This is a genomic window from Lentilactobacillus fungorum, from assembly GCF_016860605.1.
Taxonomy (GTDB): domain Bacteria; phylum Bacillota; class Bacilli; order Lactobacillales; family Lactobacillaceae; genus Lentilactobacillus; species Lentilactobacillus fungorum.
The window spans coordinates 201356-217012 of sequence record NZ_BNJR01000016.1; the positions used below are offsets into that span (position 1 = coordinate 201356).

13 protein-coding genes are annotated in these 15657 nt (G+C 41.5%); 10 read left to right on the forward strand and 3 right to left on the reverse strand.

The genetic code is table 11. The annotated features are described in order from the left end of the window. Nucleotides 1-9 precede the first annotated feature (9 nt). The 4 genes from YK48G_RS09835 to YK48G_RS09850 all read left to right on the forward strand — a co-directional run bounded on the left by YK48G_RS09835 (nt 10) and on the right by YK48G_RS09850 (nt 3084). Nucleotides 10-1107: an ABC transporter ATP-binding protein gene (locus YK48G_RS09835; RefSeq protein WP_203630546.1), complete on the forward strand. Its 1098-nt coding sequence runs from the start codon at nt 10-12 to the stop codon at nt 1105-1107. Beyond that, a complete protein-coding gene (locus YK48G_RS09840; RefSeq protein WP_284692035.1) occupies nt 1104-2066 on the forward strand; it encodes an ABC transporter ATP-binding protein in 963 nt (320 codons plus the stop codon). The genes YK48G_RS09835 and YK48G_RS09840 overlap by 4 nt, the downstream gene beginning before the upstream one ends. Before the next feature lie 266 nt (nt 2067-2332). Continuing rightward, nucleotides 2333-2791, forward strand: coding sequence for a hypothetical protein (locus YK48G_RS09845; protein ID WP_232365346.1), 459 nt, complete (start codon nt 2333-2335; stop codon nt 2789-2791). Nucleotides 2792-2904: 113 nt separating this feature from the next. Then, on the forward strand, nt 2905-3084 hold the full coding sequence (locus YK48G_RS09850; protein ID WP_203630547.1) for a hypothetical protein: 180 nt from the start codon (nt 2905-2907) through the stop codon (nt 3082-3084). Nucleotides 3085-3171: 87 nt separating this feature from the next. Here YK48G_RS09850 and YK48G_RS09855 read toward each other — a convergent pair whose 3' ends face one another. Continuing rightward, on the reverse strand, nt 3172-4377 hold the full coding sequence (locus tag YK48G_RS09855) for a hypothetical protein (protein WP_203630548.1): 1206 nt from the start codon (nt 4375-4377) through the stop codon (nt 3172-3174). Between the two features lie 902 nt (nt 4378-5279). Between YK48G_RS09855 and YK48G_RS09860 the strand changes: the two genes are divergently transcribed. After that, entirely contained in the window at nt 5280-6485 is a 1206-nt protein-coding gene (locus YK48G_RS09860) for a hypothetical protein (protein WP_203630549.1), read from the forward strand. A gap of 181 nt (nt 6486-6666) precedes the next feature. Here the strand turns inward: YK48G_RS09860 and YK48G_RS09865 are convergent, their stop codons facing one another. Further along, the gene (locus YK48G_RS09865; protein WP_203630550.1) at nt 6667-7320 is read right to left on the reverse strand and encodes a histidine phosphatase family protein; all 654 of its coding nucleotides are present in this window, start codon (nt 7318-7320) and stop codon (nt 6667-6669) included. A 336-nt stretch (nt 7321-7656) separates the two neighbouring features. Between YK48G_RS09865 and helD the strand changes: the two genes are divergently transcribed. The 3 genes from helD (at nt 7657) to guaA (ending at nt 12705) form a co-directional block, all read left to right on the forward strand. Further along, complete coding sequence (gene helD / locus YK48G_RS09870) at nt 7657-9969, forward strand: RNA polymerase recycling motor HelD (RefSeq protein WP_203630551.1); 2313 nt, start codon at nt 7657-7659, stop codon at nt 9967-9969. Between the two features lie 169 nt (nt 9970-10138). Next, nucleotides 10139-11068 (forward strand): type I pantothenate kinase, encoded by a 930-nt coding sequence (gene coaA, locus YK48G_RS09875; RefSeq protein ID WP_203630552.1) that lies wholly within the window; start codon nt 10139-10141, stop codon nt 11066-11068. 83 nt (nt 11069-11151) lie between these two features. Next, nucleotides 11152-12705 carry a glutamine-hydrolyzing GMP synthase gene (gene guaA, locus YK48G_RS09880; protein WP_203630553.1) on the forward strand — a complete coding sequence of 518 codons (1554 nt, stop codon included), beginning with the start codon at nt 11152-11154 and terminating at the stop codon, nt 12703-12705. A 140-nt stretch (nt 12706-12845) separates the two neighbouring features. Here the strand turns inward: guaA and YK48G_RS09885 are convergent, their stop codons facing one another. Further along, nucleotides 12846-13721 (reverse strand): LysR family transcriptional regulator, encoded by an 876-nt coding sequence (locus tag YK48G_RS09885; RefSeq protein WP_203630554.1) that lies wholly within the window; start codon nt 13719-13721, stop codon nt 12846-12848. Nucleotides 13722-13842: 121 nt separating this feature from the next. Between YK48G_RS09885 and YK48G_RS09890 the strand changes: the two genes are divergently transcribed. Together YK48G_RS09890 and YK48G_RS09895 are read left to right on the forward strand one after the other, a co-directional pair. Beyond that, entirely contained in the window at nt 13843-14577 is a 735-nt protein-coding gene (locus YK48G_RS09890; RefSeq protein ID WP_284692036.1) for an SDR family oxidoreductase, read from the forward strand. A 14-nt stretch (nt 14578-14591) separates the two neighbouring features. Continuing rightward, a complete protein-coding gene (locus YK48G_RS09895; protein WP_203630555.1) occupies nt 14592-15596 on the forward strand; it encodes an alpha/beta hydrolase in 1005 nt (334 codons plus the stop codon). Nucleotides 15597-15657 lie beyond the last annotated feature (61 nt).

The window sequence follows — 15657 nt, forward strand, 5'->3', positions numbered from 1 at the left end:
TGTTTTGAGATGGAAAACAATCAAAATGTGCTTGAAGTCAGAAATCTCAAAATCAACTTCAATACTTATGCGGGTACTGTTAAGGCAATTCGAGATGTTTCCTTTGACCTTCGCAAGGGCGAAACCTTAGCGATTGTTGGGGAATCTGGCTCCGGCAAAACCGTTACCACTCGCAGCATTATGGGATTGAATTCACCAAATGCCGTGATTGCTGGTGGTAGCATCATGTTTAAGAACCAAGATTTACTCAAAAAGAGCAGAAAACAAATGGACGCAATTCGGGGCAACAACATTGCCGAAATTTTCCAAGACCCAATGACGTCACTAGATCCAACGATGAAAATCGGCAAGCAGATTGCTGAACCCCTAATCATTCATAAAGGAATGAAACGGGAAAAAGCCTATGCTCAGGCTTTGGAAATGATGAAGCTAGTTGGGATTGAAAATGCCGAACAGCGAATCAATAATTATCCGCACCAATTTTCAGGCGGGATGCGGCAACGAATCGTGATTGCGATTGCCTTGGTTAACTATCCGGAAATCCTGATTGCTGATGAACCAACTACGGCGCTGGATGTGACGATTCAAGCCCAGATCTTGGACTTAATGAAGGAATTGCAAACTAAAACCAACACGTCAATCATTTTTATCACCCATGACCTGGGTGTCGTTGCCGGAATGGCGGACCGAGTGGCGGTCATGTATGCCGGCAAGATTGTCGAATACGGGACGGTTGACGAAATCTTCTATAATCCAAAGCACCCTTATACTTGGGGGCTATTGAATTCAATGCCGACGATGGATACTTCCGGAACCGAATTGCCTTCGATTCCGGGAACACCACCAGATTTACTGGATCCACCAAAGGGTGATGCCTTCGCGGCCAGAAATAAGTATGCCTTGGAGATTGATACCAAGCAGCAGCCACCGTTCTTTAAAGTATCTGACACGCATTATGCGGCCACTTGGTTGCTTGATCCAAGAGCGCCAAAGATGACGCCTCCTGAACAAATCATTGAGCGCCAGAAACATTACGCTAAATTGACGCACGAAGCGATCGATGAGCACAAGGACAAACATGTCGAAGAACAGGAGGAACAGCTGTGATTGACTATTCCGATGAAAATAAAGTTTTACAAGTTGAGCATTTAAAACAGTATTTTAATATGGGAAAGCCCAATGAGGTTCGCGCCGTTGATGACATTTCCTTTGACGTTTATCGCGGTGAAACCTTTGGCCTAGTTGGTGAATCTGGTTCTGGGAAAACCACGGTTGGCCGGGCAATCATTCATTTGTATGAGCCAACTTCTGGCAAAATTATCTTTGATGGTGATGATGTTTCCAAGTTAAAAACCAAACAGCAGAAGCAACACTTCCGACGAGAGATGCAGATGATCTTTCAAGATCCCTATGCCTCATTGAATCCTCGGATGAAGGTTAAAGATATTGTGGCCGAAGGAATCGACATTAACCATTTAGCCAAAGATGACGCTGATCGAACGAATCAAGTTGAAGAATTGTTGGAGACCGTTGGTTTGAATAAGGATCACTCGAGTCGGTACCCCCACGAATTCTCTGGTGGGCAGCGACAACGAATCGGAATTGCCCGAGCACTCGCGGTTCAACCGCAATTTATCATCGCTGACGAACCGATTTCCGCGTTGGATGTGTCGATTCAAGCGCAAGTGGTTAATTTATTAAAGAAACTGCAGCGTGATCGAAATTTGACCTATCTGTTTATCGCCCATGACCTATCAATGGTGAAGTATATCAGTGATCGGATTGGCGTGATGCACTATGGCCGAATGCTAGAGATTGCCAGCTCAGATGAGATTTATGCCCACCCGCTGCATGATTACACGGCCAGCCTATTATCAGCTGTACCGGTGCCGGATCCTGAATACGAACGGGCTCGGGTTCAAATTCCCTACGATGCCAGCCAAGAATTTGATGGCAAATCGCGCCAACTAGTTGAAATCACGCCACATCACTGGGTAAGAGCCAGTGAAGATGAGATCCCGATGTATCAGAAACGGGCGCAGGAAAAGTCGCGGCTGAAGCAATAGGAAAGGTTAGAAGGTTTAATCAGTAGTTAAACCAGTTACAAATAATTTAAAATTAATTTTTAAGCTTTGGATGATTAAATGCATCTAAAGCTTTTTTTAGTAAATTAATTTGAGAAAATAAGTTGTGATTTTCTTTTCCTTACCGCCATCCACTAAGCCCCTTCTGGTAACCAAATACAAAATAAAAGTTAATTTTACGTAGTTAATATTTATCAGAAGTAATCATCAACAGTTCTGAAATAAGTCACAATACGAGGAGTAAGGAAATGGTCACTCAAGTTATATACCATGCGACGACTAGTATTAACTGGATGAAGATAAAAAGAAGTGGGTTTAAGCTTCCTATTTACAATCTCGGTGATTTCTATTTAGGGCAGCCTCAAAAGAAGCCTGGAAGTTTAGGGTATGGAATATACGGTTTTTTGGAGGATGCTCAATTAGCAAGTGAGTTTATAACCAAAACCACAAATGTACGAAAATATGCTACTATAATGCTAATTATCGAAGTAACTGAAGAACACTCATTGAATTTTATAGATAACTTAGCTGATATGAAGCTATTTAAAAGATTTTTGACGAGATTGAACATTCAAAATCGAATTGATACCTTCAACAGGGTTTACCATAACAGTTTCAAGCAGCACGCGCTTGATGGTGCATTACTTGAGTATTTTATTTTACAACTTCAGAAAAGTAATCAATTTTCTCGGATTGATTGTGTGTAGTGTGTGACGGCAACGAATATATACGGAAGAATTCATGTGTTTATTCCTAATGGCGTTGAATACTGTATTCGCAATGAACAAATAATTAGTAATTATGGACTGGGGTGATAAGTATGGTAAAGATTATTGGTTCTAAAAAAGAAGCATATGCCTATATTGATAAGATCGCTGACAATTTGACAGTAGACGATTTAGCTAAAATTATGGGATTACCACCAATTGCTGAGATGGAAAAACGGACGAAAACTAGAAATGAGCCACGAGTAGTATCGAATAAGAAAATTAAAGAATAATGTGCGAAAACACCCATTAATGATTTAGAAAGCTAATCAACATTTCTGAATCACTAATGGGTGTTTTGTCATAAATAGTCTGTTTGACTATCCGCCATAAGTATCACTCACGACGGTCCAATTGCCGGTCGTCGGGTTCATCTCTTCTAATTGGCCAGTTGAATTGACTCTGAAACTGGCAACTTTTGGATTAGTGTTTGGATCAACTTGATGGTTTTTAAAGATCGTCGCACTGTGATTTTCTAAAACGTCAAGGTACAGCATCCCAGCTCGTTTTTGTGGTAAGTAAGTGAAGTCCGTTGATTGGACGTTGGTATTTGGATACAATGCTTTTACTTCGGGCCAAACCCAATTAACCAGTTGCTGGTCGGTTAATTGAGCTGAATGACTGCTAGTTGTAGCGGCTTGCGATGATGAACTGCTGCTGTTAGCGGCACTTGACTGTGAACGGGTAGTAGAATTTGAATTCTGGTCAGTAGTCGGCATCGTGGCTGATTTAGAGAGGGTTAAAGGTGTGGAAGTCAAACCGGACACGCGAATTTGATTGCTGCTTAAAAGGGTCAATTGATAAACCGTTGGCGTGTGGCCGCTCGAATAGGATTTCAGCAGGTAAGTGTCTTGGCCGGCCAGCTGGTATGAAACTTGGTCGTTGTTAAGGTCGGTGCTGGAATTGTATAAGCGATGGTTTTGATCATACTGGTTGGTGACACTGCTAGTTGTCGATTCGGTGATCATCAAGAACCGTTTGGTATACGGTGTTTGCGAACTGCCAGTAGTCGTGTAAGCGGTTGCCCAAGTGCCTTGGAGTACTTGGGGAGCTCCGTCTTGCCAAGCATCAGTTCGCTGATTGGCATCAGCTAGAATAAAATTGGCATGGAAGTTGTGGTAGTTTGAATCAATGGTATAAGCTTGGTGGCCGCCGTTAATCCAGTTGAATTTGAGGGTATAATGTTTGTTTTGATGACTCTTTAACTTAAGTTGATAAACGTACTTAGTGCCAGTTGATTTGAGTGAGTTAACCTGGCTGTCGTCAATGGTGCCAGATTGGCTTGAAGACAGTTTCCAGTGCCAACGGCCGCCGGATTGATAAAATTGTGAAATTAATGATGACTGATTGCTTGAATCATCAGCCGGCACTTTCTTTTCTGCCGGAGAAAGTAATTGGTCGAGTTTTTGAGACGAATTGTTGCTCTTTTTCGGGGTATTATTTAAATCAGCTTGGTTACCCTTGCAGCCGGCAAGCAGCATTAAGCCGGCAAATGAGACACTGATAGCGATTAGTAATTTCTTCATTTTAAAGGCCCTCCTGGGAAGTGAGCGAAACAGCTTATTGCTTTGCACGGCTGTCCTAACAATTTTATTATACCAGAATGGTTCGTGGGGGAGCTCAAAAGAAGACATGAATTGTTTAGATAATTTTTATATTTTTATCACATTTTCTTCAAACTCAAGTTGTTATAATAAATAAGACGATTAAAAAAGAACTTGTGAGGCGACTATTACGAACGTTAAAAGATCTTATTGGAAATATTCTGTTTTAAGCTTAATCTCTTGTGCCTGTTTAATAGCGATTGAGGTGATGCTGTTTAAAACCACGACATTCGTGGACCGCATTGCCTTTGCCCTAAGCTTAATGGCGATTCCAGGCTTTTGGTATGATTTTGTATTTCGGTTTGCGGACACCAAACAACATTTGATTAGCGTAACGGAGCTGTTTCTGGCGGTCACGGCCCTTGTCGGCGTTTTGTATGCCGGAACAGCGGTGATGGTGCATTTGTCGTGAACGAAGGACAGTCATTATAAAGTTGGCGGTGGTTCCAATCGATCAATTTTGGATAAAGTTAAGCCGGTTCCCTCGGTTGAACATTTGGCTGTTTTTTACCGTGGCCTTTCTGGTTGGGAACTTTATTTGGACGACTATAATTCAGGGAGATTATCTTAATCAATTTTTAGGAGAGAGTGTTTTTGAGAGTGCAGTCATTGGACTGTTGCTGCTTGTGGAGTGGGGGTGGCAGGTTAAAAAATCCCGGAAGCAAAAATAAAATAGATTATGAAAATTGTCCTAAGGGTTGATGAACTTTTAGGGCATTTTTGCTGGACACATCTATTTATTGTCTAATCTTTCAATTACGCCTAAGATAAAGGTGTTCTTAGAATACGATCCAATTAGACCAACCCAAAAGGAAGTTATCGTCATGGCAGACCCATTGAATATCCTCCATACCATTGATTTAGAGACGTTGTACCCAATTGTTCGTTGCGAAATCACGTTAGCCCATCAGCTTGACGAGCATCGATTAGAAATGGCAGTGAAGCTTGCCGGTGAAGTGGTGCCAGAAATTTTTGCCAAGTATCGAATCGCTGATAATCACTTTGTATCATTGGTACATGATCCCAAACTGATTGTGATGCATGCCAATTCAGTTGACGAGAATCAAGTATCAAATTTTGATTTACTGATCGGTCCTCAATTAAGAATCATGGTCGTTGGCAATCAACTCATCATTTATTTGAGCCATATTTTGACAGATGGCGCCGGCAGTAAGCAGTTTCTCTATCTGTTGGCGGCTTGTTATAATCAATTGAAAGTCCCGGATGGGCTGGTCAACCATCAGGATATCGAAGAGATTAAGGCGCTCATTCACCAAACACCCGAACCAGCGTTAACCAATGTTGATCACCCCAGTCGGCCATTGTTTCTGCCTCAATTAGCGGATCACCAGCCAGCAGCCTACGAAGTGATTAAGATATCATTGGAGCCGGCGGTATTTGTCCAGCTTCACGAAGATACTCAAAAACTGGGATTCACTTTAAACGACTGGTTCATGGCCGCTTTTGGCAAAACGATCCAGCAATATTGCGGTGTGGCAACGATTGCGCTGGCTTGTCCGACCGATATGCGCCAATTTTTATCATTAACCGCAAGCAGCCAACTGCGAATCCAAAATCTTACGGCCCGGTATAATTTTGAGGTAACGTCTGACCCAGCCGAGTCGGTTAAGCAAACAGCCCAAAAAGTTCACAAGCAAATGCAGGCCAATAAACAAAATAAGCAATTCTTGCAATCAATTCGAGCGCTGGTGAAGGGGGTTGACCAGGGCAAATCGATTGAACAATTACAAGCGACCGTTGAAAGTAACTATCACGTTCGCCCGATTGCTTACACAAACTTTGGCGTTATCAGTACGAAACGACTGAAGTTTGTTAATAACATCGTTCAAAGCTGTGTGATGACCGGTTCGTTTAGACGGTTCCCGATGTACCAAGTAGCGGTTAGTACGTTTGGTGGTCAATTAACTTTAGCTGCCAATATGATTGGGAGCCCGGCTGAGCGTCAGTTTGGTAGGGCTGTGTTGAATCATTTGAAGTTGGCGCTATTAGCAACGTTGGATAGAAGTTAGCGATAAAGAATTTGTATCATTGTAAGGCTAAAGCATGGCTGAAATGGTTGTAGTTCGGATGACTATAAGTGCTTGTCTTGTCAGAAAAAATGAACGCATTATGGCGTTAAGTAGAAAATAAAGCCATCGCGGCAACTACCATCCTTGTAAGAGAGTAATGGCCACAATGGCTTTTTAATTTTTAGAGTTTATCGCTAACGTTATTATAATAGTCAATTGAAAACTGACCGTTATCGTAGTTCAACTTGGTGACACTACCGTTCTTGGTAGACACATTCACCGGGATATCACTCCATTTGCTGACGACGTTTCGAATGAGCGTCCCATGGGTTGCCATGAGAATTTGATCACCGTCGCTTGCGTTGGCAATTACTTTGTCGATTCCCGGTTGTAGGCGACCCCAAAAAGTTGCGCTGCTTTCCGCATCACCGTACGGGTCGGCTTTTGAAAACATGTCTTCGGCTTTATCAATTCCGTATTCGCCGATTAAACCGTGAAAGGAATTGACCCCAATTGGCCCGCCAATCGTATGCCAAGTTTTAACGTCGTCTTCGCCTTCATAATAGCCAAAGTTAAGTTCACGAAAGGCTGGATCGGGCGTCACTTCGTTAACCGTGCCCGAATTGGCCTTGAGAATCAAATTGCCAGTTTGGACGGCTCGGGAAGTATCACTTGAATAAGCAGCGGCAAACGGAATTTGGGCGAGTCGTTTACCAGCATCAACGGCATCGGCAATCCCTTTGTCAGTAAGCGGTGAATCCGACCAGCCTTGAATTCGATGGTACTTATTTAAGTAGGTTTGACCGTGGCGAACAAAGTAAAGTGAAATTGTCATGTGAATCCTCCTAAATATAGTGAGCGGAGCAAAGCGGTTAGAGTCTGCCAAGTAAACTAGGCATTTTATGACTGTTGGAACTATCCTAATCCAGATAACTAAGTAATTCCAGTCTTAACTTTTTAGTCGGCCAACACCACCCGCAAATTTCCACACACTCTAAGTATACAATTCTTAAAAACAACCCAATTATACCATATGATACCCAATTATTTGAACCTATACCAATTACAAATTTAAAAATAATTATCTTTTTATAGCCAAATTAACAGGCACATTTTTGAATTGATAACCGTTTTATGCTAAACTGTTAAGTCAAGTTGTAGGGGGTAAAATATGGCTGATAATATCAAAGTACAAGAGCAGCGCCATTTAGACGGCGTTATTAAAAAAATCAAGGTTGCCGAAAATAGCCTTCAAAAGAAGATTCAAGCAACCAAACGAGATGTTAAAGACATTAACGCCAATTTCAGCAACGATGTCCGCTTAAAGACCGAGACGTATAGCGGCATGATGGAAACGGCCATGTCAATTCGGCAGCAGCAACAGATGCTCTCTGAACGGGAAAACCGCCAAGAACATGCTGCCAGAGAATTAGGGACCCTGCAAAAGCTGGAGGTGAACCCTTATTTCGCGCGGATTGATTTTCGTGAAGGCGATGAAAAGCGTGATGAAACCATTTATATTGGCATGGCATCATTTACCGACCGACCTGATCACTACTTAATTTATGACTGGCGGGCACCAATTTCTAGTATTTACTACAACGGTGGCATTGGCGATGTCACTTACCAAACACCAGATGGCGAACAGACGGTTGACGTTAAATTAAAGCGCCAGTTCCAAATTGAACATGCCAAGATCAAAACGGTCTTTGATACTGAAGAAGTTGTCGGTGATCAAATGTTGCTGGATGCACTGAGCAACCGTTCAGATACTAAGATGAAGAGTATCGTAACAACGATTCAAAAAGAGCAAAACCAAATCATTCGCGATACGGATTCGGAATTGCTGTTTGTCCAAGGAGCTGCTGGTTCTGGAAAAACGGCCGCCGTTTTGCAGCGAGTTGCTTTCTTGCTTTATCAGTACCGGGGCAATCTGCATTCTGGCCAAATTATCTTATTCTCACCGAACCAACTTTTTAATGATTATATTAACCAGGTGTTACCAGAACTTGGGGAACAAAATATGGTTCAGATGACTTTTTATCAGTACAGTTCTCACCGACTGCCAAGTATTCAGGTTGAGACCCTGGCTCAGCGTTTTGACGAACAGTTCGAACCCCATGCTCAAAAAATTAACGATATTAAGGGTAGCCTGGATTATTTCAAGGCCGTTAGCGCGTATGCCAACCACTTAAATACCGAAGATATGCGTTTTCGAAATCTGATGTTCAACGGATCCGTTTTAATTCCAAAAGAAAAAGTTGAAGATATTTATTATAGTTTTAACGAGAACTACAACTTGAGGAATCGACTGGATGCCACCAAGGAACAGCTCTTAAAGATTTTAAACCGCAAGATTCATGTGGAAATGCGTAAAAAGTGGGTTGAGGATGCAGTCCAAAACCTGTCACGAGAAGAAATCCAACAAATGCACAAAGCGGGCGAAGAAGAAATCTTGAACTCTGATAAGGAATTTAAGTTCTTAGCCCGTCAAATCGTGGTTAAATCATTCCGGAAAGTGCAGCGCCAGATTGTTCGTAATCATTTTTTGAGCATCAATAATCAGTTTGTTCACATGCTGCGAAACATTCCTAACATTATTCAGCTTAAAGATTTTAACATTGATGATCAGGATTGGAACGCTGATATTAAGGCAACCGTTGGCCGACTTAAAGAGGGCCGGCTGTCTTTAGCCGATGCTTCGGCTTACATTTACTTATATGATTTAATGACCGGCAAGCGTGGTGATCGTGATATTCGCTATCTCTTTATCGATGAAGTACAAGATTACTCCGCGTTCCAATTAGCCTTTTTGAAATTTAGTTTCCCCCGGGCAAAGTTTACTCTATTGGGCGACTTAAACCAGGCCATTTTTACCCACGAGAATAGTCGTAAGTTATTGGGCGAATTAGGCAGCATGTTCCCACAAGACAAAACGCGGGTTGTTCAATTGACTAAGTCGTATCGTTCAACTGCCCAGATCACCAATTTTACCAAGCACCTGCTGACGAATGGCGAAGAGATTATTCCGTTTACCAGACAGGGTGATTTGCCACAGGTTTACGTTGAGGCGGGAATTGACTCAGCGGTTGAAGTTGTTAAACACCAAGCAGAGACAAACCTGCAAGATCATGAAACCACGGCGATTATCGGCAAAACACTTACTGAGTGTCAAGAATTGACCGATAAGCTGGGCGAAGCAGGAATTTCCGCGACCCTCATTAGGACTGAAAACCAACGTTTGGTCAAGGGGGTCATTGTGGTGCCGTCTTATCTGGCAAAGGGGCTGGAGTTTGATAGCGTCATTATGTGGGATGCGTCCAAGGCATGTTACGGTGAAGAACGTGACCGGCAACTGGTTTATACTATTTGTACCCGGGCAATGCATCGACTAACAATTGTGGCCACTAAGGAATTATCACCAATTTTTGATACGGTTCCAACAGAAGAGTATGAAATGTGTGAAACACCACAAAACAATTAAGTAAGTTTGATTGGCTGGGATAAAAGCGTCTCAGCCTTTTTAGTAGTCAGAATGCTGGAACGGTTTTGATGAGGGCGATAACGACTAGTTATAATGACGGTGAGCCAAACGAGCGCCTTGATGGTATAATAACGGAGACATTGATATTTTTGGAGATAAAATGGTAATCATGGATGATTTAATTAACTACTATTCGTTCACTAAGGAAGAATGGAGACATTTCCATAACGAGAGCGAAGCAAATTTGCCGCTAACCCCCAGTGAATTGAAGCACATCAAGGCTTTTAACGATCAAATTTCGATTCAAGACGTCGCTGACATTTACAAACCGTTGGTGCATATGATTCGCTTACAAAAAAATAACTTTGATGAGTGGCAAACCACGAAGGCAAGGTTTTTGCGCAAGCAAGTTCGAGCAGTGCCCTTCATTATTGGAATTTCTGGCAGTGTGGCGGTTGGTAAGTCAACGACCGCCCGAGTGTTGAAAGAATTACTGACTAACTATTTTACTGGCGAGCACATTCAATTAATCACCACCGATGGCTTCTTATATTCCAATGCCGAATTAAAGCAACGAGGTCTTTATAATAAAAAAGGGTTCCCGGAAAGTTACAACATGCGGGAATTGATCGCTTTTTTGAACGAAGTTAAGTCCGGCGTGGCGGTAACCAAATCGCCCGTCTATTCTCATCAAAGTTATGACATCATCCCTAACCGTTATGATATTGTCGACCGGCCGGATGTACTCATTATTGAGGGAATTAATACGCTACAGCTGCCAAGTAACGAACAAATTTATGTCAGTGACTTCACGGACTTTTCGATCTACATGGATGCCGATGTTCATTTAATTGAAAAATGGTACTTGGAGCGGTTTGGCCGCTTGATGGATACGGCCTTTCAAGATCCGGATAACTATTACTATGACTATGCGATGGGCGATCGGGACGAAGCATTTGCAATGGCACGGAATGTATGGAATACTGTTGACTTACCGAACCTTAAGGAAAATATTTTACCGACCCGGTCCCGGGCAGATATGGTGATGCATAAAACCGATCACCATTTAATTGATCGACTGTACCTTAGAAAGTATTAAATGTTTGGCTTTTCAAGAAAATGTTGACCAATGGCAGTTGAATCGTTTATTATTTAGGTAGTAACTTTGAAAGGGTGTATGATTTGGCAAACGTTGACTTATCAAGCTTTGATAAGATTTTGGTGCTGGATTTTGGTAGTCAGTACAACCAACTGATTACCAGACGAATTCGCGATTTAGGCGTATATTCCGAACTAAAGTCCCACGCATTGTCCGCAAATGAGATCAAAGCGATGAACCCCAAGGGAATTATTTTCTCAGGTGGTCCAAATAGTGTTTACGAAGATGGCGCGCTTAAGGTTGATCCAGACATCTTCAAGTTAGGAATTCCAATCCTGGGAATTTGCTATGGTATGCAAATCATGGCCTATACTCTGGACGGCGAAGTCGAGAAGGCAGATGATTCTGAGTATGGACATGCTGATATCCAAATCACCTCAGATGATGCGGTGTTGTTCAAGGGCACCCCAAAAGAGCAGCCGGTTTGGATGAGCCATGGTGACTTGGTCAACAAGGTACCATCAGGATTTACAACGGTGGCTACCAGTCGGAATTGCCCAATTTCGGCCATGCAAGACGTTGACCGCAACTTTTATGGGATCCAATTTCACGCAGAAGTTCGCAACACTAAGTATGGCAATGAGATTTTGAAGAACTTTGCCTTTAACGTTTGTCATGCGAAAGCTAACTGGTCAATGGATGATTTCATTGATTTGCAAATTGAACATATTCGAAAAGAAGTCGGTGACAAAAAGGTTCTGTTGGGCTTGTCCGGCGGAGTTGATTCCAGTGTCGTTGGAGTGTTATTGCACAAGGCAATTGGCAAACAGTTAACCAGTATTTTTGTTGACCACGGCTTGTTGCGGAAGAATGAAGCCCAACAAGTCATGGATAGCCTGGTTGGCAAGTTTGGTTTGAACATTATCAAGGTAGACGCGCAGGATCGCTTCTTATCTAAGCTAAAGGGCGTTGTCGATCCAGAGAAAAAGCGTAAGATTATTGGTAACGAATTTATCCAGGTCTTTAACGATGAGGCTCGCAAACTAGATGGCATTGACTTCTTAGCCCAAGGGACACTGTATACCGATGTGGTTGAGAGTGGGACAGATACGGCGCAAACGATTAAGTCTCATCATAATGTTGGTGGTTTGCCAGAAGACATGAAGTTCAAGCTGATTGAGCCTTTGAACACATTATTCAAGGATGAAGCCCGAGAAATTGGTGAAAAACTAGGGATGCCTGAACAGCTTGTTTGGCGCCAACCGTTCCCAGGCCCCGGTTTAGGCATTCGAGTTCTTGGTGAAGTAACCCCCGAAAAGTTACGGATTGTCCGTGATAGTGACTGGGTGCTTCGAGACGAAATTGCCAAGGCCGGCCTAGATCATGACATTTGGCAATACTTCACCGTTTTACCAGGCTTTAGAAGTGTTGGTGTCATGGGAGACGGCAGAACGTATGATTATACCATCGCCATTCGCGCCGTTAATTCGGTCGACGGGATGACCGCCGATTTCGCCAAGATTCCGTGGAACGTCTTACAAGATGTTTCAACTAGAATCGTCAACGAAGTTGATGGCATTAATCGCGTTGTGTATGACGTAACGAGCAAGCCGCCGGCAACGATCGAGTGGGAGTAAAGAGACATTGTTAGTTAGTATTGGAACACGTTCAACAGGAATAAAATTTACATGAAAAGGCATTAATTGACATGAAAGTATGCCAAAAAGAGAGCTCTCAGTTATGTTAAACTGGGGGCTTTTTTTTAAATAAATATAGATTATTGATTTAATGAATTTCTGAGTTTTTCTAGGAATAGATTACCTAAATTAGAAAGTTTGCGATTCTTTTTCCAAATAACGATATTAGGATCAGTAATCTTAGGTGAAAGGGGACGAGCAGTTAAGTTTTCTAAATCTTTATCATATAAGTTATTGTAAGTAACTTGAATGGCATGCCCTTCACTTGCTAGAAGAGAAGCAGTATATGATAGATTGCAATTAGCTATATTATTAACTTGATCATATAAGTTGCCCCACCAATCCCTAAATTTATTGTTGACTTGACCTTGTGCAGAAAAGATAACTGGATACTTAATTAGGTCCGCAGGGATTATTTTATCTTTTTTAGCTAAAGGCAAAGCCCGGTTAAAGATAGCATAGAATTGATTTCTTTCAGGCAAAATCAAGCTTTCAAAATCTTTTATTGGACGATTACCCATAATAATTCCAAAGTCAAGTGAACCGTCATTTACCTTAGCTTCGATATCATCGGCATAACCATCGTAAAAGTTAAAATGAACGTGAGAATTATTTTGAATAATTTGATCAATGATTTTAACTACTGGTCTAATCTCAAAGGACTGTCCCGTTCCAATGTTTAGATTTCCAATGACAATTTTGGAGCCGGTTAAAGCTTGTGTTGTTTGCTGCTCCATATCAATCATTTCCTGAGCACGGTCGCGTAAAAAATAGCCTTCTTCAGTTAAGGAAATTTGTCGATGACCACGAGTAAATAAGGTAACGCCAAGTTCATCTTCTAGATCTTTCATTTGCTTAGATAGAGATGGCTGAGCTATGTGTAGTCTTTCGGCGGCTTTAGAAATATTTTTTTCTTGGCAGACAGCTAAAAAATAGCGTAATACTCTAAATTCCATAATTACTTCCTTCCATAGGTGATAACTATACTTCGGTATATTTATTTAGTCTTTCACATAGCTAATCTTTTTGTTTATATTATAAATGTAAGTTAACTTACGAAAAGGGATGGTGAAGTAATTGAGTCTAAAAGATAAAGTAGTTATTATTATGGGTGCTTCAAGCGGTATTGGAGCAGCAACAGCTAAATATTTAGCAAGTCATGGAGCCAAATTAATGATAACTGCTAGAAGAAAAGACCGCTTAGATGAAATAAAAGATTCAATGCCTGAGAGTTGCATTAGTACACTTAAGGCAGATGTGACAAATTTTGAAGATGTTCAAGCAGTTGTTGATTACACTGTTGATAAGTTTGGCCATATCGATGTCATGTATAACAACGCTGGGGTAATGCCAGTTAATTCATTAATTAAAGGACAAAGACAAGAATGGCAACGCATCTTAGAGGTTAATGTTATGGGAGTTTTGAATGGAATCGCAGCTGTTTTACCAGTCATGGTTAAACAAAAGTCTGGTCATATCATTGCAACTGATTCAGTGGCAGGGCATGTTGTGGTGCCTAACTTGGCTGTTTATAACGGTTCTAAGTTTGCTGTTCGAGCAATTATGGAGGGTCTGCGCCAAGAACAACGCGTTAATGGCATTAAGACGTCAATTGTTTCACCCGGTGCGGTTCATACTGAATTATACAATACAATCAATGATCCTAAGAATAAAAAAGCAGAAATTGAAACTGAAAAATCCATCGGTCTTAATCCAAATCAAATTGCTAGGGCTGTTGCTTTTGCAATCGATACGCCAAAAGATACTGATGTCAATGAAATCATTGTTCGTCCAATGAAACAAACTGTCTAAGAAAGGAAAAATTAATGAGTAAATTAGCTAACGATACTAGAGTATTTAAAATAAATCCAGAAGTAAAAGTCCAAAATGTTCGCTTTGAAAACCGCTATGGTTTTATCCTAGCTGGTCATTTATATTTGCCTAAAAATTTTGAGGAAGGTAAAAAATATGCGGCTATTGCAATTTCAGGGCCCTTTGGTGCTGTAAAAGAACAAGCGAGTGGCCTTTATGCCCAAACATTAGCGGAACGAGGCTTTATTAGCGTAGCCTTTGATCAATCAATGACCGGTGAAAGTTCCGGTGATCGTCGTAATGTTGCCTCACCAGATATTTTTGTTGAGGACTTTAGTGCTGCAGTTGACTTCTTAGGTTCACAAAGATTTGTTGACCGTGAAAGAATTGGTGCCCTGGGCATCTGCGGGTTAGGATCACATGTATTAACTGCTGCTTCAATCGATGTCAGAATCAAGGCAGTCGCTACCTCAGTTATGTATGACATGGCCGAATCTATGTGGAAGGGCTTGAATAATTCTAAGACCGAAGCAGAACGCAATAAGGAAAAAGAATATCTGGCTCAAATGCGTTGGGAAGAAGTAGATAAGGGCAAGCAAGTCGGCGGCTTCCACGAATTGCCATTTGATGAAAATGATAATCCAGTTAGAGCTAACAAGTTGTTCCCTGACAAATTGCCAGCAGATGCCGATCCCGTTACTACCGAATTCTTTAACTACTATGTTGGTCGTGCTTACCATCCAAATTCAATTAATTCGACTGCAATCTGGGATGCAACTTCACCATGGGGTTACTACAACTTTCCACTGGAACAAAGAATTGAAAAGATTAAGCAACCTAAGTTGATTGTTGCCGGTGAAAAGGCTCACTCACGTTACATGTCAGAAGATGCCTTTGAACGCATGACCGATCCTAAGAAATTAGTCATTGTTCCGGATGCAACTCATACTGATTTGTATGATCAAATGGATAAGATTCCATTTGATAAGTTTGACGAATTCTTCAAGGAAAACTTATAAGATACTTAATGAGGTAAGAGATGAAACGTGCAAAGTTTATCGTTCATATGTATGTTTCAAT